At 40.2% G+C, this 23,971-nt stretch carries 27 protein-coding genes; 20 read left to right on the top strand and 7 right to left on the bottom strand.

The genetic code is table 11. The annotated features are described in order from the left end of the window. The first annotated feature begins 1 nt into the window (after position 1). Positions 2-1,024, top strand: a complete 1,023-nt coding sequence (locus ACWIUD_RS00640; protein ID WP_454146352.1) for a cytochrome-c peroxidase — start codon at positions 2-4, stop codon at positions 1,022-1,024. On the opposite strand, the gene ACWIUD_RS00635 is transcribed toward ACWIUD_RS00640, so the two are convergent. Continuing rightward, positions 993-1,142 carry a hypothetical protein gene (locus ACWIUD_RS00635; RefSeq protein WP_454145688.1) on the bottom strand — a complete coding sequence of 50 codons (150 nt, stop codon included), beginning with the start codon at positions 1,140-1,142 and terminating at the stop codon, positions 993-995. The two genes, ACWIUD_RS00640 and ACWIUD_RS00635, sit on opposite strands and share 32 nt — an antisense overlap. A gap of 89 nt (positions 1,143-1,231) precedes the next feature. Here ACWIUD_RS00635 and ACWIUD_RS00630 point away from each other — a divergent pair, with 89 nt between their 5' ends. Genes ACWIUD_RS00630 through ACWIUD_RS00620 form a run of 3 tightly spaced genes read left to right on the top strand, consistent with a single transcriptional unit; the run spans position 1,232 to position 4,424 of the window. Next, positions 1,232-1,381: a hypothetical protein gene (locus tag ACWIUD_RS00630; RefSeq protein WP_454145686.1), complete on the top strand. Its 150-nt coding sequence runs from the start codon at positions 1,232-1,234 to the stop codon at positions 1,379-1,381. A 32-nt stretch (positions 1,382-1,413) separates the two neighbouring features. Next, complete coding sequence (locus tag ACWIUD_RS00625; protein WP_454145684.1) at positions 1,414-2,037, top strand: NAD(P)H-dependent oxidoreductase; 624 nt, start codon at positions 1,414-1,416, stop codon at positions 2,035-2,037. Between the two features lie 11 nt (positions 2,038-2,048). After that, entirely contained in the window at positions 2,049-4,424 is a 2,376-nt protein-coding gene (locus ACWIUD_RS00620; RefSeq protein ID WP_454145682.1) for a ribonucleoside-diphosphate reductase subunit alpha, read from the top strand. Positions 4,425-4,698: 274 nt separating this feature from the next. On the opposite strand, the gene ACWIUD_RS00615 is transcribed toward ACWIUD_RS00620, so the two are convergent. Then, a complete protein-coding gene (locus ACWIUD_RS00615; protein WP_454145680.1) occupies positions 4,699-4,857 on the bottom strand; it encodes a hypothetical protein in 159 nt (52 codons plus the stop codon). A gap of 163 nt (positions 4,858-5,020) precedes the next feature. Continuing rightward, positions 5,021-5,170, bottom strand: coding sequence for a hypothetical protein (locus tag ACWIUD_RS00610; RefSeq protein ID WP_454145678.1), 150 nt, complete (start codon positions 5,168-5,170; stop codon positions 5,021-5,023). 172 nt (positions 5,171-5,342) lie between these two features. Here ACWIUD_RS00610 and ACWIUD_RS00605 point away from each other — a divergent pair, with 172 nt between their 5' ends. Beyond that, positions 5,343-6,008: a hypothetical protein gene (locus ACWIUD_RS00605; protein WP_454145676.1), complete on the top strand. Its 666-nt coding sequence runs from the start codon at positions 5,343-5,345 to the stop codon at positions 6,006-6,008. Between the two features lie 450 nt (positions 6,009-6,458). After that, complete coding sequence (gene fumC, locus ACWIUD_RS00600; RefSeq protein WP_454145674.1) at positions 6,459-7,859, top strand: class II fumarate hydratase; 1,401 nt, start codon at positions 6,459-6,461, stop codon at positions 7,857-7,859. Positions 7,860-8,280: 421 nt separating this feature from the next. On the opposite strand, the gene ACWIUD_RS00595 is transcribed toward fumC, so the two are convergent. Both ACWIUD_RS00595 and ACWIUD_RS00590 read right to left on the bottom strand, forming a co-directional pair. Then, on the bottom strand, positions 8,281-8,472 hold the full coding sequence (locus ACWIUD_RS00595; protein ID WP_454145672.1) for a hypothetical protein: 192 nt from the start codon (positions 8,470-8,472) through the stop codon (positions 8,281-8,283). Between the two features lie 20 nt (positions 8,473-8,492). Continuing rightward, a complete protein-coding gene (locus ACWIUD_RS00590; protein ID WP_454145670.1) occupies positions 8,493-8,861 on the bottom strand; it encodes a hypothetical protein in 369 nt (122 codons plus the stop codon). A gap of 140 nt (positions 8,862-9,001) precedes the next feature. Here ACWIUD_RS00590 and ACWIUD_RS00585 point away from each other — a divergent pair, with 140 nt between their 5' ends. Together ACWIUD_RS00585 and ACWIUD_RS00580 are read left to right on the top strand one after the other, a co-directional pair. After that, on the top strand, positions 9,002-9,283 hold the full coding sequence (locus ACWIUD_RS00585; protein WP_454145668.1) for a helix-turn-helix domain-containing protein: 282 nt from the start codon (positions 9,002-9,004) through the stop codon (positions 9,281-9,283). Positions 9,284-9,311: 28 nt separating this feature from the next. Beyond that, positions 9,312-9,455, top strand: coding sequence for a hypothetical protein (locus ACWIUD_RS00580; protein WP_454145666.1), 144 nt, complete (start codon positions 9,312-9,314; stop codon positions 9,453-9,455). A gap of 174 nt (positions 9,456-9,629) precedes the next feature. On the opposite strand, the gene ACWIUD_RS00575 is transcribed toward ACWIUD_RS00580, so the two are convergent. Continuing rightward, entirely contained in the window at positions 9,630-10,145 is a 516-nt protein-coding gene (locus ACWIUD_RS00575; RefSeq protein WP_454145664.1) for a hypothetical protein, read from the bottom strand. A 75-nt stretch (positions 10,146-10,220) separates the two neighbouring features. Between ACWIUD_RS00575 and ACWIUD_RS00570 the strand changes: the two genes are divergently transcribed. The 12 genes from ACWIUD_RS00570 to ACWIUD_RS00515 all read left to right on the top strand — a co-directional run bounded on the left by ACWIUD_RS00570 (position 10,221) and on the right by ACWIUD_RS00515 (position 23,432). Next, positions 10,221-11,129: a 3'-5' exonuclease gene (locus ACWIUD_RS00570; RefSeq protein ID WP_454145662.1), complete on the top strand. Its 909-nt coding sequence runs from the start codon at positions 10,221-10,223 to the stop codon at positions 11,127-11,129. Positions 11,130-11,151: 22 nt separating this feature from the next. Continuing rightward, a complete protein-coding gene (gene hisH / locus ACWIUD_RS00565) occupies positions 11,152-11,772 on the top strand; it encodes an imidazole glycerol phosphate synthase subunit HisH (protein WP_454145660.1) in 621 nt (206 codons plus the stop codon). Positions 11,773-11,793: 21 nt separating this feature from the next. Continuing rightward, the gene (gene hisA / locus ACWIUD_RS00560; RefSeq protein ID WP_454146350.1) at positions 11,794-12,507 is read left to right on the top strand and encodes a 1-(5-phosphoribosyl)-5-[(5-phosphoribosylamino)methylideneamino]imidazole-4-carboxamide isomerase; all 714 of its coding nucleotides are present in this window, start codon (positions 11,794-11,796) and stop codon (positions 12,505-12,507) included. Positions 12,508-12,547: 40 nt separating this feature from the next. Continuing rightward, positions 12,548-12,928 (top strand): chemotaxis response regulator CheY, encoded by a 381-nt coding sequence (locus tag ACWIUD_RS00555; RefSeq protein WP_454136529.1) that lies wholly within the window; start codon positions 12,548-12,550, stop codon positions 12,926-12,928. Further along, on the top strand, positions 12,915-14,318 hold the full coding sequence (locus ACWIUD_RS00550) for a 50S ribosomal protein L11 methyltransferase (RefSeq protein ID WP_454145658.1): 1,404 nt from the start codon (positions 12,915-12,917) through the stop codon (positions 14,316-14,318). Before ACWIUD_RS00555 ends, ACWIUD_RS00550 begins: the two co-directional genes overlap by 14 nt. 78 nt (positions 14,319-14,396) lie before the next feature. Beyond that, positions 14,397-16,307 carry an ATP-dependent zinc metalloprotease FtsH gene (gene ftsH, locus ACWIUD_RS00545; RefSeq protein WP_454145656.1) on the top strand — a complete coding sequence of 637 codons (1,911 nt, stop codon included), beginning with the start codon at positions 14,397-14,399 and terminating at the stop codon, positions 16,305-16,307. A gap of 40 nt (positions 16,308-16,347) precedes the next feature. Continuing rightward, positions 16,348-18,861, top strand: a complete 2,514-nt coding sequence (locus ACWIUD_RS00540) for an AIPR family protein (protein WP_454145654.1) — start codon at positions 16,348-16,350, stop codon at positions 18,859-18,861. A gap of 36 nt (positions 18,862-18,897) precedes the next feature. Continuing rightward, positions 18,898-19,902: a hypothetical protein gene (locus tag ACWIUD_RS00535; RefSeq protein ID WP_454145652.1), complete on the top strand. Its 1,005-nt coding sequence runs from the start codon at positions 18,898-18,900 to the stop codon at positions 19,900-19,902. A gap of 30 nt (positions 19,903-19,932) precedes the next feature. Next, positions 19,933-20,652, top strand: a complete 720-nt coding sequence (pssA, locus tag ACWIUD_RS00530) for a CDP-diacylglycerol--serine O-phosphatidyltransferase (RefSeq protein ID WP_454145650.1) — start codon at positions 19,933-19,935, stop codon at positions 20,650-20,652. Continuing rightward, positions 20,649-22,166: a 2-isopropylmalate synthase gene (locus tag ACWIUD_RS00525; RefSeq protein ID WP_454145648.1), complete on the top strand. Its 1,518-nt coding sequence runs from the start codon at positions 20,649-20,651 to the stop codon at positions 22,164-22,166. Before pssA ends, ACWIUD_RS00525 begins: the two co-directional genes overlap by 4 nt. A gap of 174 nt (positions 22,167-22,340) precedes the next feature. Next, positions 22,341-22,547 carry a hypothetical protein gene (locus tag ACWIUD_RS00520; RefSeq protein WP_454145646.1) on the top strand — a complete coding sequence of 69 codons (207 nt, stop codon included), beginning with the start codon at positions 22,341-22,343 and terminating at the stop codon, positions 22,545-22,547. A 282-nt stretch (positions 22,548-22,829) separates the two neighbouring features. After that, on the top strand, positions 22,830-23,432 hold the full coding sequence (locus ACWIUD_RS00515; protein ID WP_454145644.1) for a BspA family leucine-rich repeat surface protein: 603 nt from the start codon (positions 22,830-22,832) through the stop codon (positions 23,430-23,432). Positions 23,433-23,548: 116 nt separating this feature from the next. Here the strand turns inward: ACWIUD_RS00515 and ACWIUD_RS00510 are convergent, their stop codons facing one another. Further along, positions 23,549-23,971 (bottom strand): hypothetical protein, encoded by a 423-nt coding sequence (locus ACWIUD_RS00510; protein ID WP_454145642.1) that lies wholly within the window; start codon positions 23,969-23,971, stop codon positions 23,549-23,551.

Below are 23,971 nucleotides of genomic sequence, written 5' to 3'. Positions count from 1 at the left end.
AATTTCGATGAAAAAGCTACTTTTATCATCAATGGTTAGCGTTGCAATCAGTTTAAATGCGGCGAATCTCGCCCAAGAGGCAAAAGATTTTGGGCTTTTGCCACTGCCAAGCACACAGAGCGAAATCGATGCTTATTTGAAGGCAAATGGCATTAAGGCAAGTAAATTTAGCACGGCAAAAGCGGAGCTAGGCAAAAAGCTATATTTTGAGCCACGCCTTAGCAAAAGTGGGATTATTTCGTGCAACACCTGCCACAATTTGGGGCTTGGTGGGACGGATGGCATAAGCGCGGCTGTGGGGCATAGATGGAGTGCAAATCCGCACCACCTAAACTCGCCCACCGTGTTTAACTCTGTCTTTAACACTTCGCAGTTTTGGGATGGGAGAGCGGGGCATTTAGCCGACCAAGCCAAAGGACCGATTGAAGCAGAGCCTGAGATGGCAACTCCCGCAAAACTTGCGGTAGAGAAAATCTCATCTTTGCCTGAATATGTCGCAGAGTTTAAAAAGCTCTATGGCAAGGTAAATTTTGACAATATCGCCGATGCGATTGCAAACTTTGAGCGCACACTTATCACGCCATCGCGCTTTGATAAGTTTCTAAATGGCGATGAGCGCGCATTAAGCAAAGACGAACAAGCAGGATTAAAAACCTTTTTAGACAAAGGCTGTGCATCTTGCCACAATGGCGTGAATTTGGGCGGAACTATGCAGGCATTTGAAGTGGCTGGTAAATATAAATTTGCCAATTTAGGCGACTTTAAGGGCGATAAAAATGGTATGGTAAAAACGCCCACATTACGCAATGTCGCCGAAACTGCGCCATATTTTCACAACGGCGCGATTTGGAGTTTGCGCGATGCGATTAAGGAAATGGGGAGCATTCAGCTAGGCATTGACATTAGCGATGCGGAAGCAAAAAGCATTGAGATATTTTTGCACGCTTTAAGTGGCGAAAAGCCAAAGATTGAGTATCCGCAACTGCCGATTTCTACGGAAAAAACTCCAAAACCGCAGTTATAGATTCTGCGCCTAGATTCTGCGAAATTTTGCGTGAATCGCAGAATCTAGCGTGTTTTTTTGTTATTGCTTTGGCGTAATCGTAGATTCGCGCAAAGCAACCATCCACATAAATTGTCATTCTCGCGCGAGTGAAACGAGCGAAGAATCTTAAAAATTCTCCCCTACCCTTGCGACAAATACCCCACCCCAAACCCCTCCCGCAAGGGGATGGGCTTTCTTTCCCCCTCCCGTGCGGAGATTTTGCATTTTCTCCCCCTCCCTTGCGGAGGGGGACAAAGGGGGTGGGTAGATTTTAAATTAGATTCTGCGATTTGTAGAAATTTAAGCAAGAAATTTATAAAATTTCGACTTTTTTAAAACAATCATTTAAAACACTCAAAGGACAAAATATGAATGACTTTCAAAAGGCTTTGCAATTCCGCCACGCGTGTAAAATTTTTGATGAGACAAAGGCGATTCCAAGTGAGCAATTTAGCGAAATACTTGATGCTGGGCGAATGAGTCCTAGTTCTATGGGCGTTGAGCCGACTAGGTTTCTTGTGGTGCGCGATAAAAATCTACGCCAAAGACTAAAAGAGGCGTGTTGGGGGCAGATTCAGCTAACTAGTGCAAGTGAAGTTGTGGTGCTAAAATGCCTACTTCAACCCATTGTCCCGCCGTCAAATTACATAAATTTTATGTCATTTCGGCGTGGCAAAACCGATGAGCAGCGCAAAAAGTGGATTGAGATTTACAAAAATATGCTTGATAGCAAAGAAGCAAAAGGCATTTCGATTCGCCATTGGGTAGAGAAGCAAAGCTATATCGCTGGTAGCACGATGATGAATTATGCGGCGTATTTAGGCATTGATTCGTGTGCGATTGAGGGATTTGAGATAGATGCGCTAAATGACGCGCTAGGAATCGACACATTTAAGGAATGTGTGAGTATGATTTTGACTTTTGGCTATCGCATAAAAGAGCAGCAAAAGCGTTATCGATTAAGTTTAGATGAAATTGTAGAATATAAGTGAGGCGTGGAAAAATGAGCGGTTTAAATGTAATCAAACGAAACGGGCGAATCGAGCCACTAGACATTACCAAAATCCAAAAATACACAAGCTCCGCTGTGAATGGTTTGAGCGGGGTTAGTCAAAGCGAGTTAGAAGTCGATGCCAAAATCCACTTCCGCGATAGAATCACAACCGAAGAAATCCAAATCACGCTGATAAAAACGGCAGTTGATAAAATCGATTTGGATACGCCAAATTGGAGCTTTGTGGCAGCAAGGTTGTTTTTGTATGATTTATATCATAAAGTTAGCGCATTTACGGGCTATAAACATTTGCGCGATTACCTTAAAAAAGGGCAAGATGAGGGCAAGATTTTAAAGGGATTCACCGATAAATTTGACTTGGATTTTCTAAATAGCAAAATTATGCCGAATCGCGACTTGCAGTTTAATTATTTGGGTATAAAAACGCTTTATGATAGGTATTTGATAAAGGATAGGGACAATAAGCCAATCGAGTTGCCACAGCATATGTTTATGGCAATCGCAATGTTTTTAGCGCATAGAGAAAAAGAGCCAAACGAATGGGCGGCGAAATTTTATGATGTCATCTCCAAATTTGAAGTAATGTGCGCTACGCCGACTTTGGCAAACGCTAGAAGCACCCGCCATCAATTAAGTTCGTGCTATGTGGGAAGTATGCCTGATAATATTGAGGGCATTTTTGATTCGTATAAAGAAATGGCGTTACTTAGCAAATATGGCGGTGGAATCGGCTGGGATTTTAGCAAGATTCGTGCGCTTGGCAGTTTTATCGATGCGCATAAAAATGCCGCTGGTGGCGTTGTGCCGTTTTTAAAAATCACAAACGATGTTGCAGTGGCAGTTGACCAGCTAGGGACGCGAAAAGGCGCGATTGCGACATATTTGGAAGTGTGGCACATTGATGTGATTGATTTTATCGACTTGCGAAAAAATAGTGGTGAGGAAAGGCGCAGGGCGCACGATTTGTTCCCCGCGCTTTGGATTTGCGATTTGTTTATGAAACGCGTGGAGGCAAACGCGCTTTGGACGCTTTTTGACCCCTATGAATGTGGCGAGTTAAGCGAATGCTATGGCGAGGAATTTGAGCGCAAATATTTGGAATTAGAAGCGCGTGAGGACATTATCAAAGAAGTCATAAACGCAAAAGAATTGTGGAAAAAGATTTTGACAAATTATTTTGAGGCGGGAATGCCCTTTTTGTGCTTTAAAGATAACGCAAATCGTGTGAATCCAAATATCCACGCTGGAATCATTCGTAGCTCAAATCTCTGCACAGAGATTTTTCAAAACACAAATCCCACGCATTACAAAGCGCGTGTGGAGTTTGAGGACGGGAGCTTTGAGCTATTTGAGGAAAGCGATGAGGTGAAGTTAGATTCGGGTGTGGTAAAAAAGGCAAACAAAATCACTTCGCTTGATAGCGTGAATGGCAAAGCGGTTTTTATGACAGAGCGCGTGGGATTTGGCGGTGATACGGCGGTTTGCAATTTGGCAAGTGTGAATCTTAGCAAGATTAACACCAAAGAAAATATCGAGCGCGTAGTCCCCATAGCCGTGCGAATGTTAGATAATGTCATTGATTTAAACTTCTACCCCACGCGAAAAGTCCGCGTTACGAATCTAAAAAACCGCGCAATCGGGCTTGGCGTAATGGGCGAGGCAGAAATGCTAGCCACAAATCAAATCGAGTGGGGCAGTGATGAGCATTTCGCAAAAATCGATAAGATTATGGAGCTAATTAGCTTTAATGCGATAAGTGCGAGTGCGGATTTGGCAGTGGAGAAGGGCAAATACGCGGAGTTTAGTGGCAGTAATTGGAGCAAGGGCGTTTTCCCCATTGATTTGGCAAATGTGGAGGCGTTGAAGCTGACAGAGCGCACTTTGCTAGATATGTGCGATTGGGAATCTCTTCGCGCAAAAGTCAAAGAGCAGGGCATTCGCAACGGCTACCTTATGGCGATTGCGCCGACAAGCTCTATAAGCATTTTGGTAGGCACTACGCAGACTATTGAGCCGATTTATCGCAAAAAGTGGTTTGAGGAAAATTTAAGCGGAATGATACCAAATGTCGTGCCAAATCTTACGCTTGATTCGTTTAACTTCTACAAAAACGCCTATGAAATCGACCAAATGAATATCATCAAAGCCGCTGCGATTCGCCAAAAGTGGATAGACCAAGGGCAAAGCGTAAATATCTTTATGGATTTATCAAAGGCAAGTGGCAAATATCTAAATGACATTTACACGCTTGCGTGGAGACTAGGGCTAAAAAGCACATATTATCTGCGCTCTCAAAGCCCCGATGCAGAGAAACAAACGCAAGGCGTGATGGATAGAAGCGTGGAGTGCTTTAATTGTCAGTAACTTTGGGGCAATTTGTGTCTTTGGTAATCATTTGGATTATTTTTGCATAAAACCGCGCTCGATGGACGCATAAGTCCCATCTCGCTTGATAAGCGCAACTAACGCAAGAAGCCACACCGCCATTACTTCGATTGTGATTGCGCTAACGCGAATCAAATTGAAAAATTTTTGTCATTCTTGGCAAGTGAAACGAGCAAAGAATCTCAAAAATAATTCGTCATTGCGAGTTCTGCGAATTGTGATTTGTTGCACGAATCAAATTAAAAAAAACTCATCATTGCGAGACTTGCGAAAGCAAGTCGTGGCAATCTATTAGATTCTGCAATTCGCAGAATCTCGTGCGTTTTTCGTTATTGCGAGGCGAATCGCAGAATCTAACAAAAAACGCAGAATCTACCCTAAAATTCATTAGATTCTGCGATTTTTTTGTCATTCTGAGCGTAGCAAAGAATCTCTATCATTTTAAGATATTTCACTTCGCTTGATTATGTAAGTCATTTTAGGCAATCCGCCAATAATTCTTTGGCATTTTTGTAGCTAGGATATTTATGCGGATTTTTGGCGATATCCTCGCTCTCTTTTAGTGCCCTTCTCATCTATTTTGTCATTTTTGGCGTGTAATTATGCGCCTTGCAAATGGGGCATTCGCTGTCATTTTTTGTGATGACTAAATCTTTATTCAACCCCTTCAAGCTCTCAATCACTCGCAAAGTCTCCACATTCGCATTTTCCACAATCAAAGTCATTTTATCGCTCCATTAAAAATTTATCGTGCGATTATAGCGAAAATGTGTTTTATGCCACCACATAAAAATTTCATAAAATTTTTATTGCAATTTAAATAAATTAAGTAAAATTTAAGTTTGGGGGGGGGGGGTAAAATATATTTTTATTTTAAATATTAAGAGAGGTAAAACAATGAAAGCAATTAAAATAAAAAATTGGACAGCATTGGCGGTTTGCGTAGCGGTAGTATTTGGATTTAGCGGTTGTTTTAGTGTTTTTAACGATGGATACAAATTCAATCTAAATGCTAATGAAGTATTTGGCGGTAAAGATAAATCTCAAAAAAAGCCTAAATATGAGCCGGAGTTAGGTAAAAACACCATGCTTCACATAAAAAAAGAAGGTGTATTGGAAATACAGATGGGTGAGGTAGAAGGTGAGGGTGGAGGGGTAGTTCCTTTGGCGAATGCTACACTTTATGGTGGCAATGGTAAGTGCCAAACTTATCATTATTTCAAAAGAGGCACTAGCAAATATGCAAATGATACAGTTAATAATTTGACGCCTGCTAGAGGAGAATGGAGTTTCGCGTCAGAAGATACTTGGGCTCCAAAACTCATTACACAAAGTGAGTATGATAAACTTACCACAAAACAAGCAAGTGAATATGAATCTATTTTTGGTAAAAATAATAGCGAGCTAGGTTACCCTCGCTTTCTATATTTTAAATCCAAAGGTTGCCCTCCAAGGAGAGATGGCACATATAAGCTTGAAGTTGAAGTGTATTTTCCGGATGGTTTTAATGCTAGTGGAAAAGAAAGAAATTTTACTTTTGAACTATTGGGCGATGATGAATAGTTAATTTATAGATTTATGTTGTTTGTTGTGCATAAGTTTATTAAATAATTCCTTGCAATGACGGAGAGATTTGCGATTAGCTTAATTATCGTCATTGCAAAAATCATTTTAGCATTTCAAAGCAAATTCAAAAATCACTCGCAAATCTAAATAATTTTCGCTATAATTTCGCTTTTTTACAACGCTACAAATTTTACAAGGGGCAAATTTTGGGATTTAGCATTTTTGGCATTCGATTCTTTCCCCAAACTTACTTTATATCCTCTTGTCCGCTTTCCTTTTTGCTATAAACCTCCACTGACATTTCTACAAAAAGTGTATTTTTTTCTTTGCGGATTGTGAGCGGATATGTGTTTTAGCGCAGAATCTGCACTAGATTCTGCGATTTTAATCAAAATGCAATGAAAATTATGTAAAAATTACCTACATTTTATTTTTAAAGGAGCAAAAATGGCATTTCGAATCGAAAAAGACACGATGGGTGAGGTAAAAGTGCCCGATGATAAGTATTGGGGAGCGCAGACGGAGCGGAGTTTTGAGAATTTCAAAATCGGCGTTGAGAAAATGCCACGAGAGCTGATTTATGCGTTTGCAAATCTTAAAAAGGCGTGTGCGATTGTGAATCATCGCCTAAACAACGGACTTGATGAAGTGCGAAGAGATGGCATTATCAAGGCGTGTGATGAGATTTTAAGCGGTAAGTTTGATGATAACTTCCCCCTTGCGATTTGGCAAACGGGCAGCGGGACGCAAAGCAATATGAATGTAAATGAAGTGGTGGCAAATCGCGCAACTGAGATTTTGGGTAAGGACTTTCGCGTTGAGAAATTCGTCCATCCAAACGACCACGTGAATCGCGGACAAAGCTCAAATGACACCTTCCCTACGGCGATGAGCGTGGTTGCGGTGGCGCAAGTTGAGAAAAAACTACTCCCCGCGCTAGATGAGCTAATAGCGACTTTTGAGACAAAAACGCGCGAATTTGATGGCATTATAAAAAGTGGGCGCACACACCTACAAGACGCCACACCGCTCACTTTGGGGCAAGAATTTAGCGGATATCTCTCAATGCTAAAACACAGCAAAGAGCAAATAATCGCGTCCCTACCGACTTTACGCGAACTTGCAATCGGCGGGACAGCGGTAGGCACGGGACTAAACGCCCCTGCAAATTTTAGCGATGAGGTAAGCGATGAGTTAAGCAAACTTGTCGGCGTGAAATTCATCGCAAGTCCAAATAAATTTCACGCGCTAACTTCCCACGATGCGATTGTATTCACGCACGGCGCGATGAAGGGACTAGCGGCAAATTTGATGAAAATCGCAAATGATATCAGGTGGCTTGCAAGCGGTCCTAGATGCGGGCTTGGCGAGCTAAATATCCCTGAAAATGAGCCCGGTAGCTCCATAATGCCCGGCAAAGTCAATCCCACGCAGTGCGAGGCAATCACAATGGTCGCCGTGCAGGTGATGGGTAATGATGCGGCAATCGGTATCGGCGCATCGCAGGGCAATTTTGAGCTGAATGTCTTTAAACCTGTGATTATTTATAACTTCTTGCAAAGTTTGGATTTACTAGCGGACTCTATGCACTCATTTAACGCGCACTGCGCGGTTGGCATTAGCGCGAATAGGGAGAAAATCGAGTATTATTTGCATAACTCGCTAATGCTTGTAACCGCGCTAAATCCGCACATCGGCTATGAAAACGCCGCCAAAATCGCCAAAAACGCGCATAAAAAAGGCATTTCGCTAAAAGATTCTGCGATGGAGCTTGGATTGGTTAGCGAAAGCGATTATGATAAATTTGTCGTGCCAAAGGATATGATTCACCCGCTAGGCGCGAAATAAAGAATGCAAGATTCTGCGATTTTGCGTGTTTTGTGAATCGCAGAATCTAATGCGGGGATTTTGTTAAGATTCTGCGTTAAAAACGCAGAATTCGCAATTATTTTGTCATTCTGAGCGAAGTGCGAAGCACGAAGCGAAGAATCTCTCTTTTTTAAATTTTTGAGATATTTCTACTTTTTCAAAGTCTCAATATGACAAAATTTATTTCGTCATTGCGAGAAAATGCGTAGCATTTTCGTGGCAATCCAAAACATACGAATCTAAAAGAAAATAAAAATCAATGACTTAAAATTGAATCAATAAATTGCATTTAGATTCGCCAAAAGTCCGCGATTCACGCTAGATTCACAAGTCCACTAAATGGATTGCTTCGTTGTTTTCGCTTCGCTCAAACTGCCTCGCAATGACGATTTAAGAATATTTATTTGATTTCATACACATACGCTTTATCGCCGACTATTTCCCATCTATAACGGCGATTTTTGCCTTTTTCGTTTTTGCAATTCCTGCATTCTTGTGTGCCACTAGGTTTGCCATAAGTAGTTTTACTGACAGGCCTAGTTAGCAAGTAGTGTCCATAGGGACATACAATATCAATGCTTTCTTTTGCCATATTTTCCTCCTTCCACATATTTAAAAATTAAAAGTCCAAGTGCCTTTGTCGGTAACAACCTGCGCTTCTTTGATATCGCGCGATGAACAACCACTGCCACTATAACCTTCGAAGTTGCTGCCGATTTCTATATTAGTTACTTCTCCAAATTTGATAGTTTTATCCACCGCATATTCACCACAATTACCCCTATTTACGATAATTTTTTTGATGATAACAGAATCTACCATAGCCCTTATTTGCGCATAATGTTTTTCATATATCATCGTTCCAAACGGGTGATCTTTCGTAAAAGTTTTTACCTCAATAGGCGATTTGCCTCCACCACACGCTACGAATCCTAACGCTATAAACGCTAGGGCTACCATTTTTAAAAATGAATGTTTCATTTTTTATTCCTTATGAGCCTAAATTTAAGCCCTATCACACGGATTATTAACAAATACAATCCATTATAATAGAGTGAAATAGAATTGTAATCAAACTAAACTTAAAAAATCTTTAAAAAAATCTAACATAATAGAGCAAAATGGCACGGAAAAATACGCAAAATTTAGATGACACCAAAGAGCCTTTGAGTGATAAGGCGATTGCGGAGTTTCATCGCGCTGTGGCAAATCGCGTGGCTATTTTGCGAAAAGAGCGGGGGCTCTCGCAGTTGGATTTGAGCCTTGCGATAGGCTATAAGTCCGTCTCGCTTGTGGCTGGTGCGGAGGCTGGGTATAAAAATATACATTTTAATTTGGAGCAACTTTATCGCATTGCAAGTGCGCTAGATGTGGATATGGCGGAGTTTTTTAAGTTTGAGTAAAAGTGCGGTTTGAATCGCTTGGATAAAAATGCTTGTTGTTTTGAAACAAATCAAAGGGCAAATTTTTTCGTCATTGCGAGTCCTTGCCAAAGGCAAATCGAAGCAATCCAAGATTCTGCGATTCACACAAATCGCAGAATCTGCCCCAAATTTGTCATTCTCGCGCGAATGAAATGAGCGAAGAATTTCTTTTGCTGTGAGTTATTTCGACTTTTTCAAAGTCTCAATATGACAAAATTTATTTCGCGCAAATCACAGAATCTGCCAAAAATTCACTAGATTCTGCGCCAAGATTCTGCGAAAATCACTTAAAATTCGCAGAATCTACCGCAAAACGCCAATATTTTTAAAACTCCAAAGGCATTACGACTTTTTTGTAATTGCCTTCGTTATCTTTATAGGATTCGCGCAAGTCGCCGCATTTGCCGTTTTTGGAGAACTTTTCAGCGTTGAAAAATATCTTTTTGCTATGCTGACAAATCCAAAGCACCGCACCGCAGTCATTTTTGCCATCGATGATTGGCGAAATGCCCCACATACTCGTGCCTTTGATTTTCACGGCGCGCCATTTTGCCCTATCCATCGCATTTTCAGCGATAATCCACTCGCCCCAATTTTTGTGATTTTTGGGCGTGTCGCTTATCGCAATATTTTCGCTAAAAATCTTTGCCACGCTACTTTTTTGCGCTTTTGTAATCTCGCTTTTTATCGCATCTAGCGCAGAATCGCCCGTGCTTTTATCCGCGATATTTTTATGCTCGTGCGTATGCGTATGCCCCGCGCTTTTACCATCACAATGTGCCAAAAGTGGCGCACTCACCGCCAAAATCCCAATAATCCCGCTTACAAATATTTTTTTCATACTACCATCCTTTCATAATTAAAAATAAATCTTAATTTTAATTAAAAAAACTTAATTTTTCTTAAAATCCGCATTTTGCGTGAAATTTTTAGCAGATTCTGCGAATTTAGCATTTTTTCACTACAATCGCAAATCACAAAAATCACAAAATTTTTAGGGGGCGAAATGCTGTGCGTATTTGACTGCGAGAGTGTGCCAGATTCTGCGTTGTTGCGGGAAGTTTATGGATATAGTGGCGATGATTTGTCGGTGTGTAAAATGGCATTTGCAAAGCAAAAAGAGTTCAGCGGGAGCGAGTTTTTGCCCCTGCCGTTTCATAAAATCATAATGATTTCGGTTTTGGAGTGCGATGATGGCGGATATTTCAAGCGGATTGGCAATTTTGGATATGATGAGGCAGATTCTGCGATGCCAAATGAGGGCAAGATTTTGGAGCGATTTTTGTATTATTTAAACAAACAGCAACCAAAATTAGTGAGTTTCAATGGGCGAAATTTCGATTTACCCGCGATTATGCTTCGTGCGATGAAGTATCATCTAAGCGCAGAATCTTACTTTGAGACGGACAATGCGGCGCATAATAAAAACAAATGGGAGAATTATCGCTCGAAATTTAGCGAAAATTTTCATATCGATTTGATGGATGCGCTGAGTTCGCACGGCGCGGTGCGGGGATTGAAACTTGATGTTGTCTGTAAAATGGCGGGGATTGTGGGGAAGTTTGATATGAGTGGCGATGATGTGTGGCGACTTTATTTTGATGGCGAATACCAAAAAATCGCGCATTACTGCCAAAGCGATGTGCTAAATACTTATTGGCTATACTTGAAATATCAGCTGTTGCAGGGTAAAATCGCACTTTTTGAATATGCGGACTTGCTAAATGTATTTTTGGAAAAAATGCCAAAGGATAGGGATTATAGCGAGATTTTTGAGAGTGCATTAAGGGCGGAGATGGAGAAAATAACGCAGAATCTACGCTAGATTCTGCGCTTTGGAGGGCGAAATGGGGCAAAATTTGAAAATCGCAATTTTGAATTACAATATTGGCAATCTATCAAGCATTCAAAACGCGCTAAATGCGCTTGGTGCGGATTGCAAAGTTATTTGCAATGCCGATGAAGTGGCGAAATTTGACAAGCTCATTTTGCCCGGTGTGGGCGCATTTGGCGATGCGATAGCGCACCTAAATCAAAGCGGTATGAGCGAAGCGATAAAAGATTTCGCAAAAAAAGGCAAATATTTGCTTGGCATCTGTCTAGGAATGCAACTTTTGATGGATAAAAGCTACGAATTTGGCGAGTTTGGCGGACTTGGGCTAATCAAAGGCGAAGTGGTAAAATTTGAGTGCGAATCCCTAAAAATCCCGCAAATTGGGTGGAATCAGATTCATATTTCACGCGAATCGCCTTTGATTTTTGGCGTCCAAAATGGCGCGTATTTGTATTTTGTGCATAGTTTTTATGTGAAAAACCGCGAATCTACCGACATTGTGGCAAGTTGCGATTATGGCATAAATTTTAGTGCGATTTTGCAAAAAGACAATATTTTTGGCATTCAACCACACCCCGAAAAAAGCGCAGAGATGGGCTTAAAAATATTAGAAAATTTCATAAATTTAAAATAACGGAGTTTTAAAATGAATGCGATTCAAATAATCCCCGCGATTGATTTAAAGGATGGCAAGGCGGTGCGCTTAACCAAAGGCGATATGCAAAAATGCAAGATTTATGGCGAATCGGTTGATTTTGCGCGTAAGTTTGAAAAAATGGGCGCGGAGTGGCTTCATATCGTGGATTTGGATGGCGCATTTGCTGGAAGTCCAAAAAATTTGGCGCAAATAAAGCAAATCCGCGAATCTTGTGGCTTAAAAATCCAGCTAGGCGGTGGGATTCGCGATGAAGTTACTATCAAAAAATATGTGGATTTGGGCATTTCGCGTGTGATTTTAGGCTCAATCGCGCTGAAAAATCCAACATTTGCGCTTGAAATGGCACAAATTTATCCTATCGCAATCGGCATTGACGCAAAAAATGGCAAAATTAGCGTAAATGGCTGGGCGGAGGATAGTTCGGTAAATGCGGTTGATTTTGCTGTGCGATTCAAAGGTAGCGCGATTCAAGCAATAATATGCACGGATATTTCGCGCGATGGGACATTGCAAGGCGTAAATATAAATTTTAGCGCAGAAATTGCCGATATTTGCGGAATCCCAACCATTGCAAGTGGCGGGTTTGAATCTAGTAGCGAAATCGAAATCCTATCACAAAAAGGCATCAGCGGAGTTATCGTTGGCAAGGCATTTTATGAAGGAAAAATCGATTTAGAGCAAACTTTTAAAAAATACAGGAAAAAATTATGATATTATTTCATATTTTATTTGCTTGTAAAAGGAGAATAGTTTGAAATTGCTTGTCGTTGATGATAGCTCCACTATGCGCCGAATCATCAAAAATACACTCCAACGGCTCGGTTATGAGGACATTTTAGAGGCTGAACACGGGCTTCAAGCGTGGGAAATTATGGATTCAGTTGAGGGGATAAAAGTGCTTATCACGGATTGGAATATGCCTGAAATGAATGGATTGGATTTGGTGAAAAAAGTCCGCGCTGATGGGAGATTCGTAGATATTCCTATCATTATGGTAACCACAGAGGGCGGAAAAGCAGAGGTTATAACCGCGTTAAAGGCTGGTGTGAATAACTATATCGTAAAACCTTTCACGCCACAGGTGCTAAAAGAGAAATTAGAAGTGGTTTTAGGCGTAAATGACGGAGCGTAAGGGACATTACTTTGAAGTTTGCATTGCGTTAGATTCGGCTGAATTTAGCGAGATTTTTACAAGCGAAATTATGGATTTTTGTGGCGAGGCGGTGGAGATAGCGGACAATAAAATCATCGTTCGCACAAGCAAGGATAGGGATTTTATAAGCGCGCTTTTGGGGCATTTGAGTGATTTTGGCGCGAATCTTAAAGCAATTTGGCAAAAAAGCGTTACATTTTCTCACAGCATAGAAAAAAAGCAAAATAGGGATTGGATAGAGGAATATAAAAAGGGGATAAAGCCGATTCGGTGCGGGAGGTTTTATATTTGCCCACCGTGGAGCAATTCGTCTTTGGGTATGCGATTTCGCACTTGTGAAAATTTTGGGGATTTCGCAGACACAAAGTCTAGTCTCAATCCCCAAAATTTTCACAAATACAAAAGCCACACCGCAAATACTTCGATTGTGATTCGCGATGCGAATCAAAATGCAAAAAATCCGTCATTGCTAGGCAGTGGCGAAGCCACAACGAAGCAATCCAAATCACACGATTTAAAAAGGCAAAACGAATCAAGGACAGAAAAACGAATCAATAAATCAAATCAAACCACAGATTCGGCTTTAGCTCATTGCGATTCATATAATTTAGATTCGCGTGGTTTGGATTGCTTCGGCGATAAATCGCCTCGCAATGACGGAATAAATGTAAAATCTGCCACGCAAGATAAACAATCGAAGGATTTGCGGTGTGGCTTTGCGCCGTTTTCGCGTGAAACAAGCGAGATAGAACTTGGGGTTCATCGAGCGCAGTTTGATGCGAAAACGGCGCAAATTGCATACCCAAAGGCAAATTGTGCGCAAGATGACGCAAAATTGATAAATATCATTTTAGAGCCGTCTTTGGCTTTCGGCACTGGTCACCACGCCTCCACTTTTATGTGTATTCAAGCTATCGAATCGCTTGGCGAAAATGGCGGTTTAAAAAACAAAACGCTTTTAGATTTTGGCTGTGGAAGTGGAATCCTTGCACTTTGTGCCTACAAATTAGGCGCAAAAGTCGATTTGTGCGACATTGACGAGCTTGCCATAGCTGAATCAAAGAAAAATTTTTGCAACAATAACGCCACCATTTCGCACATTTGGCAGGGCGAAATCCACCAAAAATCCAAAGGCGACATAGCGCAAAAGAGCGTGAAATACGACATTATCACCGCAAATATTATCGCTTCTGTTTTAATAGAGCAAAAAGAAAATATCGCTTCTGCCCTAAAATGCGGGGGAGTTGCCATTCTCTCTGGCATTTTAGATATTTACAAAGATGAAGTTTTGGCGCGATTTAGCGACTTTGAAGTGCTAAATATCGCCCAAAAAGATGAGTGGATTTGCATAATGTTGCGGAAATTTTAACAAAATTATAGTAAATTTGCGAGTTTATTTTGGCGCGAATCTAAAAGCAAAAATTTTCATTTAAAAAAAGGAAAAATGATGAATCAAAACAACCCCAATCAACCAAAGCCAAATAGCCCGATGGGTGGCAATCCACTGCTAATCTTTGCGATTTTTACAATCGCTGCGATTTTGCTTTTTAAAGCACTCTCAAATGGCGGTAGCGAGGGCGTTTTTGGCAATAGTAGCATTCAGTCAATTAGCTATTATGAGCTAAAACAAAAAATCGAAGCAAAGGAAATTAGCCAAGTTAGCATAGGGCAGACGATGATTCGCGCCATAGCCGAGCAAAACGGACAGCGCGTAACTTATAATGTCCGCAAAGTCGCCGACAACTCACTTGTCCCGCTACTAGACGCAAACAAAATCCCGTATTCTGGTTTTAGCGAATCAAATTGGTTCACCGACTTGCTAGGGTGGCTACTCCCCGTATTTATCATTTTGGGGCTTTGGATGTTTATCGCTGGGCGAATGCAGCGCAATATGGGCAATGGAATCTTTGGAATGGGAAGCTCCAAACGCCTTGTCAATGCCGAAAAACCAAAAGTGCGATTCGATGATATGGCAGGAAACAAAGAGGCAAAAGAGGAAGTTGTCGAAATCGTGGATTTTTTGAAATACCCCGATAGATATTCTGCGGTGGGCGCGAAAATCCCAAAAGGTGTGCTTTTGGTAGGACCGCCCGGCACGGGAAAAACGCTACTTGCAAAGGCGGTGGCAGGTGAAGCAAATGTGCCGTTTTTTTCGATGAGCGGAAGTAGCTTTATTGAAATGTTTGTGGGGCTTGGGGCAAGTCGTGTTAGGGATTTGTTTGAGATGGCAAAAAAGGACGCACCTAGCATAATATTTATCGATGAAATCGATGCGATAGGCAAATCCCGCGCCGCAGGAAGTATGGTAGGTGGCAATGATGAGAGAGAGCAAACGCTAAATCAGCTACTAGCCGAAATGGACGGATTTAGCTCCGATGCTTCGCCTGTGATTGTCCTAGCAGCGACAAACCGCCCCGAAGTGCTTGACCCTGCGCTTTTGCGACCCGGGCGATTTGATAGGCAGGTTTTGGTGGATAAACCAGACTTCAATGGGCGCGTTGAGATTTTAAAAGTGCATATCAAAAGCGTAAAATTAGCGCGTGATGTGGATTTGCAAGAGATTGCAAAGCTAACTGCGGGGCTTGCTGGAGCGGATTTGGCAAATATCATAAACGAAGCCGCCCTTTTGGCAGGACGCGCAAACAAGCAAGAAGTGGCGCAAAGCCATTTTAGAGAGGCTGTGGAGCGAAGCATTGCAGGATTAGAGAAAAAATCGCGCCGAATCTCACCCAAAGAGAAAAAAATCGTAGCCTACCACGAGAGCGGACACGCCGTAATCGCCGAAATGACAGAGGGTTCGCACCCTGTAAGCAAAGTCTCCATTATCCCGCGCGGAATGGCGGCACTTGGCTACACGCTACATACGCCCGAAGAAAACCGCTACCTTATGCAAAAACACGAGCTTATGGCGGAAGTCGATACCTTGCTAGGCGGTAGAGCGGCAGAGGAAGTCTTTTTGGGCGAAATCTCCACAGGTGCTAGCAACGATTTGGAGCGCGCCACAGACATTTTAAAGGCGATGATTAGCTATTATGGAATGAGCGAAGTTAGCGGACTAATGGTGTTAGAAAAGCCACGCAACGCGTTTTTGGGCGGTGGATTTGGCTCTGCGCGTGAGTTTAGCGAAAAAACCGCAGAGGCGATGGATAATCATATCAAATTCACGCTAGATTCGCGCTACAACGCCGTGAAACAAATCCTTACCGACTACAAGGACGCAATCGAAGTTATGGTAAAAGAATTGTTTGAAAAAGAAGTTATTGATGGTGCGCGGGTAAGAGAGATTTTGACAAATTTTGAAAAAGAAAATGGGCTAGATTCGCGCCTAGTTCAGCGCAAAAGCGAAGAAGATTCGTAGGTTTAAATTTGAAATATAAGCACTTAAAAAAGGAGGCATTATGCAACAATTTGGAGATATAGCGTTTATTCCGTATTTTAATAGGTTTGATAGTTCTGCTTTTAAAAATGTTGGCTTTAAAACAAATATAGAGCTATTAAAACATCTAGCACAAATTTTCAATGAAAACCCTACTGCTTTCATTGAAAAAGAAAATTTTTCATATATAAATACAGGAATTAAAGACAGTTTTGGTGATTTAGTTTATGCTTATTTTGAATTAAACGATAGGGGCGTGCAGAAATGGAAACTAATTTCTAGCAAAACCGAACAAGAAATTTTAAGTATATGCCAAAACCCTCCAAAATTTCAAAGCAATGTAAATGTGCAAAAAAATAATTCCACTATGCATACTCAAAAAAATAACGAAATTTTTAAGAATAGGTTAAACCCTATAATCAAAAACAAAGTTGATGAATATCAAAAGATGCACTGTCCAAATGAGAAAAAATATGGCGTTGTGTTTAGTAGAATGGTAAATCAGGCTATTTTAGAATATTATGACCCTGGTTGTCTTAATAATGATGAAAGTCTGCTTGACGCAGTATGTGTAGATGGTAGTCTTGATACAGGGCTTGATGGTATTTGCATTAAAGTTAATGGCAAGATAGTGACTAGTATAAAATATCTAAATTCTGTCATTGAAATGGATAGAGATATTATAAACGATGTAGAAATATTTTTTATTCAATCAAAATATAAATGTGAAAGCGACAATAATGGCAAAGAAGGTTCGTTTAATACTGCCGATTGGTCTGTATTTTCTGATGCAATACGGAACTTTTTGGGCGATGAAGGTTATATGAGAACAAATCCAAAAGTTAAAAATTGGTTTGATATAAAAAATAAAATTACAGGCGATTATATTAAATACTTTTCAAGAAGTAAAATTATTAACATTAGAATATTTTATGCTGCTTGTGCTAAATGGAATGAAAAAAATCATCCTGATATTTTAGGCAAACTTGAAATGCTAAAAAGAGATATTGAAGAAAGAGAAGAAGTAAGAGGATATATTGTAACGCCCACTATATTTTTGGATGATGATAAACTTATCTCATATATTAAAGAAAATGCAAAATATTATGAAGCCAAAATCAACATAACAGGAGAAATTCGTCTTGAAAATAGTTCAAATTTGGATTTTGAAGGCATAGCTGTCAAATTAAGCGCAAAAGATTTACTAAATATCCTTATAGACAAAGAAACGCAGCTACTTCGTAAAGATTTATTTGATGAAAATGTCCGCGATTATCAAGGTAAAACGAAAGTTAATGAAAATATGAAAAAAACACTTAAAGAGAATCCAGAATCTTTTGTTATTAGAAACAACGGCATTACTATTTTGGTTTCCGATGCCCATAAAGATGGTTTTGCTGAATATACATTAAAAAACCCTCAAATTATCAATGGTTGTCAAACTTGTAATGTTATTCATCAGATATATAAAGACAATAATGATAAACTCGACACTTTAGAAAAAGTGGAAATTTTTGCAAAAATTATCAAAATAAAGTCGAATGATTATCAAGTAACTACAAATGTTGTTAGTGCAAATAATAGCCAAAATGTTGTGTATGATTTAGTAGATGAAATTTCTAAAGAATATCATAAAAAATTAGAGGAATTTTTTGATGATTGTTATAGTGTTGATGAAAAATATAGAGTCTATTATGAACGCAGGTCAAAGTCTTTGCAAAATCGCCAAAACTTATTGTATTATCAAAAAATCAAATTCCACGATTTAATATCTAGCGTTGTTTCAATTTGGTTTGATGAACCACATAAAGCAAGAATACACGAAACAAAACTATTGACAGAATATAAAAATAAGATATTTCAAGATACCCATCAGTATAATGTTTATTATATTGCTACATTAATATCTGCAAATTATGAAAAACTCATATTTGATAATATAATTGACAATAAACACAGAAAAGATAAATTTCATATATGTTTTATTGTAAGTGCCACTATGAGGTTACAATTTTGCAATAAATATTTTATAGGAATAACGGGGGACGAAAAACAAATTGATATGGTTGGCAAAAAAATTATATCTCTTATAAATAACATTAAAGAATTTGAGGGTATCATTAAAAAGGCAATCGGTACATTTGAAAAAGCCCGTGAAAATTATATATTAGATAATGGCGAAAATTACCGTTATGCTATCTATGATAATGAAAAATTTACTAAATATCTTTTTGAATATTTACGCAATAATATGCCACAAGAACAGATTAGGGCAAAAGAATCCGCAACAAATGAAAGCTGGACAGGTAAGGTATCTTTTAAGGGCAAAGATAGATATGGCGAATTATTTATTAAAATAGAAATGTCTGATGGAAATATTATATTTGCGCCACAAAAAGCTAATAACAGTTGCAATTTTAGCACATTAGAAAAAAATGACGATGTGATTTTTGTATTAGCAGAAAATAAAAAAAGTAAAGATAAAAATGATTATATTGCAAAAAGAGTGCATAAACCAATCAAAATTGATTCGTAAAAGCAAATATCAAAAAAAACATAAGGTGCACCAAAAATGAATAAGCCAAAAGAGTTGCAAACTACCACGCAAATCATCGCGCGGGAGGGCTTTAAACCTGTGGGCGTTTGCGTTGCGCTAATGCTACTTTTTATATTTTTGCATTTTGAATTTTTGGCGATTTTCGCGCTGATTTGCGCTATTTTTTGCGCCTTTATCTTTCGCAACACCGAGCGAATCGCACAATATCGTGGCAGTGATGCGATAATCGCCCCTTGCGATGGGATTATCAAAGATATTTCTTTGAGCGGTTCAACTACTGCGATTTTGTTTAAAATAAATATTTTTGATAGCGGAATCTTTCGCGTCCCAGCCTATATCACGCGAACGAAAAGTGCGTTTCGATTTGGGCTTTTTATAAAAAGCGATAAAAATTTGCAAAGTATTTTAAACACAAAGCATAAGGTTAGCGGGTTTTTGGGGGATTTGCAGGTTTTTACAATCACGCTACTACCAGAAGCGTGGAATAAGGCGAATATTTATGCTTTGGACAATTTGTCTTTGGGTATGCGATTTCGCACTTGTGAAAATTTTGGGGATTTCGCAGACTTCAAGTCTAGTCTCAATCCCCAAAATTTTCACAAATACAAAAGCCACACCGCAAATACTTCGATTGTGATTCGCAATGCGAATCAAGGTGCAAAAAATCCGTCATTGCGAGGCGAATCGCAAGATTCGCCGAAGCAATCCAAAACACGCAAATCTAATAAAAATAGCGAATCAATGATAGATAAGCGAATCAATAAACTAGATTCGACTTTGCAACAAGGCGATTCAAGTAATTTAACGCCGTGTGATTTGGATTCTTCGCTCGTTGCACTCGCTCAGAATGACAATATGAGGGCACACTCCACCATTTTCATCGGCGATAGATTAGGCTTTATGAAATACGGATATTTATTGCTTGAAATTCACGCGCCTTGCAAGTTATTAGCCCAAAGGGGCGACAATCTTTTTGCGGGGGAGAGTTTAATCGGCAAATTTCAAGCAAATTTATACTAAAATCCCGTAATTTTAAACAAAAGGCGGACAATGAAAATAAATCCACTTTATATCGTGCCAAATCTTTTCACCGCAGCAAGTGCGTTTTTGGGCGTTTCAAGCATTATTTACGCGATAAATGGGCGCATCGAATTTGCGTGCTGGCTTGTCATCATCTCAATGATTTTGGACGGATTAGATGGGCGCGTGGCGCGAATCACAAATACGGCAAGTAAGTTTGGCGTGGAGTTTGATTCGCTATGTGATTTGGTGGCGTTTGGGTGCGCCCCTGCGATTTTGATTTATGTGGCGTTTGGGCATAATTTTGGGCGATTTGGGCTTGTGGTGAGCTGTCTTTTTGTGGTGTTTGGGGCGATTCGCTTGGCAAGGTTTAACATTATCACAGGCAATGAAACTAGCCACTTTTTTATCGGTTTGCCAATCCCATCTGCTGCGATATTTGTGGTAACTATGCTGATTTTAGAAAAGCGATACAATGTGCTATCCACGCACAATTTTTGGTTGCTAATCTTTACTTTTATCGTAGGAATCCTAATGGTTAGCAATATCCGCTACCCAAATTTTAAGCACATTCGGTGGAATCTCTTTAAAATGATAACCTTAATCGTGCTACTCTCCGTGCTATTTATTCGCCCCATTGATGGCATTTTTAGCGCGATTAGTGCGTATATTTTGTATGGGATTCTGCGATATTTTTATTTAATCATCGTAAGGGTAATTTTTAAACGCAAAAATGGAGGCACAAAATGAGTGAAACGATAAAAATTTTTGATACAACATTGAGGGACGGGGAGCAAAGCCCGGGCGCATCGATGAATATTGAGGAAAAGATTCGCATTGCCTTGCAACTTGAAAAACTAGGCGTAGATATTATCGAAGCAGGATTTGCGGCAAGTAGTCCGGGTGATTTTGAGGCGATTCACAAAATCGCACAAAGCATCAAAAAATCCTGCGTTTGTTCGCTTGCAAGGGCATTGGATGGCGATATAAAAGCAGCTTTTGAGGCAATCAAACCCGCCAAAATCAAGCGCATTCACACTTTTATCGCAACTAGCCCCATTCATATGGAATACAAGCTAAAAATGAAACCCGAAGCCGTCATAAAACGCGCTGTCGAATCCGTGAGCTACGCCAAAAGTTTGGTAAGCGATGTGGAATTTTCTTGTGAAGATGCCTGTCGAAGCGACATTGGCTTTTTAAAAGAAATCATTAGCGCGGTGCTAGAAGTGGGCGCAGGGACAATCAATATCCCCGATACCGTGGGCTATCGATTGCCTAGCGAAATCGCGGGGATTTTTAGCGAAATTCACAAAATCACCGCGAATCGCGCCATTTTATCGGTGCATTGTCATAATGATTTGGGACTTGCAGTGGCAAACTCTATCGAAGCCATCAAAAATGGCGCAAGGCAAGTGGAATGCGCGGTAAATGGTTTGGGCGAACGCGCAGGAAACACCGCGCTAGAAGAAATTGCGATGATTATAAAAACGCGTGGCGACTTATTTAAGGGGCTAAAAAGCAATATCAACACAAAAGAGATTTACCCCACAAGTAAGCTAATCGCCGATATTACGGGGATTCGCCCACAGCCAAACAAAGCCATTGTCGGTAAAAACGCCTTTGCGCACGAAAGCGGAATCCATCAAGATGGCATTTTGAAGCATAGAGAGACTTATGAAATCATAAACCCCGCTGATATAGGCGTAGATTTGGATTCAAATTTGGTGTTAGGCAAACACTCTGGGCGTGCTGCCTTTAAAAATAAGGCAAAGGCTTTGGGATTTAACTTGCAAGATAGCGAGATTGAAGCGGCGTTTGCGAAGTTTAAGGTGCTTTGCGATAGCAAAAAAGAGATTTTTGATGATGATTTACGCGCGATTTTGGGCGAACAAGGGCGCGGAATTCCGCAGATTTTTAGCCTAAATATGCTTCAAGTTAGCGCGTGTAGTGCGGGGCAGTTTTGCGCTGCGATGAGTATGACAAAGGATGGCGCGGTGATTAGCGACTCTGCGCTAGGCAATGGCGCGGTGGATAGTGTGCTAAAAAGCGTGGATAGGATTAGCGGGATTAAGGGCAATCTCAAAGAATACCGCGTGGAGAGCGTAACGAGTGGCAAAGACGCCCTTGCAAAAGTCATCGTAAAAGTGGAGTTTGACAAACGCGTGCTAATTGGGCACGGGCTTGATATTGACACGATGAGCGCGACAGCGAAGGCGTATATTAGTGCGCTAAATAACTATTTGAGTATGCGGGAGTTTTTGTAATTAGTGCGGTGTCTCTTTGACGCTTTTGCGGGAGTTTGAAAAATTCTCGCTCAATGGACTTTATGTCCTATTTTCGCTCGAATTTTTCGGCACAACCCACAAAATCGCCCAAAGATACCTCCGCACGAATGCTTTATTTTTTTATTTTGCTATCGCAAAATCGCCATTATTTCGATGGTTGCTTCACTTCGTTCGCAAATCCTGCGGATTGTGATTCGCTGTCGCGAATCAAATTTTATTTTTTGTCATTTTGAGCGAAGCGAAAAATCTCAAAACTTCTCCCCCCTCCCTTGCGGAGGGGGACAAAGGGGGTGGGTAAAAATCCGTCATTGCGAGGCGAATCGTAGATTCGCCAAAGCAATCCAAACCACACGAATCTAAACACTAGATTCGCACAATACTCTAAAAAAAATCAAATCTTTTACTTTACGCGAATCCAAAATCCAAATTTTTATGCTAAAATTTGGCTTTTGATTTTTGGATTTTGCGGGGGTTGGCGTTGGGCGAATTTGACTATTACGAAATACTTGGAGTTTCTAGGGACAGCGACAAAGAAACCATCAAAAGGCTTTTAGAAAATTAGCCTTTCAATATCACCCCGATAGAAACAAGGCAAAGGACGCAGAGGCGCACTTCAAGCGCATAAACGAAGCCTATCAAACTTTGAGCGATGATTATAAACGAAGCATTTATGACAAACGCTACAAATCACAAAGCGACACAAGGCACACAAATAGCGGATTTTCTAGCAACCAAAGCCACAAAAACACAAATCAAAACACCCAAAAATACAAGCCCAAAACAAAATCCGAGCTAAAAAATCTCATAGACAAAAACATAAAATTATCTATGATAGATACGAGTTTGATTACGGATATGAGTGATCTTTTTGAGAATAGCAATAGAAAAGATTTTAGTGGCATTGAGCATTGGAATGTAAGCAATGTAACCGATATGTCGAGTATGTTTAGTGGTGCAAAATCTTTCAATCAACCATTAAATTCGTGGAATGTGAGTAATGTAACAAGTATGTCATTTATGTTTGGTTTTGCAGAATCCTTTAATCAACCATTAGATTCGTGGAATGTGAGCAATGTAACTGATATGGAATGTATGTTTGAAAATACGAATCTAAAATCTATACCAAAGTGGTGTAAAGAATTTAATGTCAAAGAAAAACCTGTTAATGTTAAAGAAAAACATAAAACTTGGCTTTATTTTTTTATTTTCATTAGTGGAATAATATTAGCAAAACTATTAAGGTAGACCCCATAAATCCGCCCTACCTTCACAAAGTCTCACAATGACGCATTTTTCGCAGAATCTAAAAAATATAAAAATCGCAGAATCTAGTGTGCTTTATTTGTCATTTGGTTGCTTCGCTACGCTCGCAAAACGAAGTTTCTTTTAGTAAATCCTACGGATTGAGCGAAGCGAAAAATCTCAAAACTTCTCCCCCTCCCTTGCAAGGCATTTCTTTGAATTCTCCCCCTCCCTTGCGCTAGGGTGGCGCAGGGGGTGGGTAAAATAAAAAATAATCCGTCATTGCAAGATGCACGAAGCGAAGCGAGTGCAACGAAGCAATCCACTCTTTCTTCGTCATTGTGAGATTTTGCGCGTTTAAGGGCGACTTCGTGGCAATCTATATTTAAATCTATGGATTGCTTCGTTGTGGCTTTGCCACGCCTCGCAATGACGAATCTAGCGCAGATTCTGCAAAATCGCAGAATCTTGTGCGTGAAAAAAAGGCAGATTCTGCGATTTGCAGAATCTAACAAAATCTCACAAAATCTCCCCACTCTCAC

The organism is Helicobacter sp. 23-1044, from assembly GCF_053654695.1.
The sequence above is the reverse complement of the archived record's forward strand: the minus strand, read 5'-3'. Positions and strand labels throughout refer to the sequence as shown.